Origin of the sequence: Roseburia sp. AF42-8 (assembly GCF_003435965.1) — a bacterium.
In the GTDB taxonomy this organism is placed as follows: domain Bacteria; phylum Bacillota; class Clostridia; order Lachnospirales; family Lachnospiraceae; genus Roseburia_C; species Roseburia_C amylophila.
In genome coordinates, this window is record NZ_QTVB01000110.1 from 1 (window position 1) to 1,683 (window position 1,683).

General features: G+C 38.3%; 3 protein-coding genes and 1 pseudogene. All 4 read right to left on the reverse strand.

Going from position 1 to position 1,683, the window contains the following annotated elements:
* Positions 1-139, reverse strand: a 139-nt coding sequence (locus tag DW059_RS17735; protein WP_334294171.1) for an HTH domain-containing protein, incomplete at its 3' end; no start/stop codon positions are given.
* Entirely contained in the window at positions 87-377 is a 291-nt protein-coding gene (locus tag DW059_RS15430) for a hypothetical protein (protein ID WP_012744351.1), read from the reverse strand. The genes DW059_RS17735 and DW059_RS15430, both read right to left, overlap by 53 nt.
* A 79-nt stretch (positions 378-456) precedes the next feature.
* Positions 457-1,290: a hypothetical protein gene (locus DW059_RS15435; protein ID WP_015517474.1), complete on the reverse strand. Its 834-nt coding sequence runs from the start codon at positions 1,288-1,290 to the stop codon at positions 457-459.
* Positions 1,291-1,458: 168 nt separating this feature from the next.
* A pseudogene (locus DW059_RS15440) lies at positions 1,459-1,683 on the reverse strand (hypothetical protein); the annotation flags it as partial.

Sequence of the window (1,683 nt, forward strand, 5' to 3'; positions counted from 1 at the left end):
CCATAACCGTCACAGCAATTTTATACTTTACTTCGATTTCAATCTTTTCTGGTGGATTGGCTAAAAGCCTGTCAATATCATTTTCCTCAACACCAGCCATTTTTGCTATGCGCCGTAACCGTAAGCACATGACCTCCATTAACACGAATACTTTGTCCTTCTGCAATATTAACAGAATTATTCTGTCTGCTAATTGAAGCACCCTTCGCCAATTTTATTGGTGTTTTTAACGCTTGTGCCAGATCCTCTACCGGATTTAGTAAGTGCTGCAACATCGCCCCATTATATGCTTCCTTATCTTTAATAACTGTATTTTTATAATTAGATGTAAGTGCTCTTGTATTGGGATTAATATAACTTGATATTGATTGCATCATCTCAACCTCCAATTATTTTCATTCCTCTGTCATTCGGAATCTATTCACTCTCCATAACGGTCCAAGTGATCTATTACTTTTATGACCATCTATACCAAGTTCCGCTATTCAAAAGCTGTGACATACTTTCTTCATATCTTTTCACTGCTTTCTGCTGAATGGAACTAGGCACCACATAATCGTTACCAACTTCACTTATTTTCCCATTTACCAGTTCGCAATGTGTCCCGTTTATCACAAATTCTCTGCTTGTATCCACTCCCTGTGACGCAAGAAAATCTAAAATATAATCGGTGTATGTATCTGTCATACTTGAAAAATACTGCTGATCCGCAAAATGTATCAGGGAGTTCAGACCACCTATCATCATATTGCATCTTTCATCATCTGCCTTGCTTCCGTTTCCATAGCCCTCGCCCCAGACAAAATCTTCCTGTACCGTCATGCTGTATCCATTTCCAAGATTAAATCTGCTTCCAACCCCAATCGTGATACTGTTTGTACTGGGATCATATGGTTTGTACCCTCTGGTTTTAAATGGCTGCTGTACGGTTCCAAAGGTTTGAATCTCGGATGGGAGATATGACATACCCGTAATTGCCGTAAACGCTTTCTGCCCATTCACATAAAAGGAAGTATGGGTTGCACTGTCTATATCCGCTGTAATCTCGACTTTCTCATCATTGGCAAAAGGATTCTGTCCGGTCATTCCGGTTCCATATGCAAACAGCATTCTTGTAAACTGATATCTTGTATGCTCATCAAAATGATTCAGTGTCTCTGTATCTTCTCCCTTTACATCTCCATTGCAAAAATCAACAAATTCATTTTTACTGCCATCCTTTGTAGATAGCTTACCTGTTTTTGTGTTATAAACAAAATTATAAGAACTTCCTACGCCTGTTATACCCATTGCATTTCCTCCATTGCATTTTTTCGTTGATATTCCTCTGTCATTCGGAATTTGCAATCACTTTCCTTATATGGTCCAAGTGATTTATAAATATATAAGTAACCATATTATCTCCTACCTTATATAAGTCTCATAACAACTGCCAACATTCTCTTATAACATTATAACTCAGTATCTTTGCTCCTCTTGCTGCCACATAAGCTCTTGACTTCCCAATTTGTTTAAATCTTCTATGCTTTTTTTGAACATTGCGATAAAATCTCTTCTGTCGTTAAGTCCCATATTACCAGCTTCAAGCGGCAGAGACGTGAAACCTCCCTGCTTTTCCACTTTGTAATGTGCCTCCAATGCACGCATTTCGACTACTGTAGCATTTGATGGATTAACGTCATT

Coding starts and splice junctions, on each gene's coding strand:
- DW059_RS15430 (WP_012744351.1), bottom strand. CDS start 377: ATGATGCAATCAATATCAAGTTATATTAATCCCAATACAAGAGCACTT.
- DW059_RS15435 (WP_015517474.1), bottom strand. CDS start 1,290: ATGGGTATAACAGGCGTAGGAAGTTCTTATAATTTTGTTTATAACACA.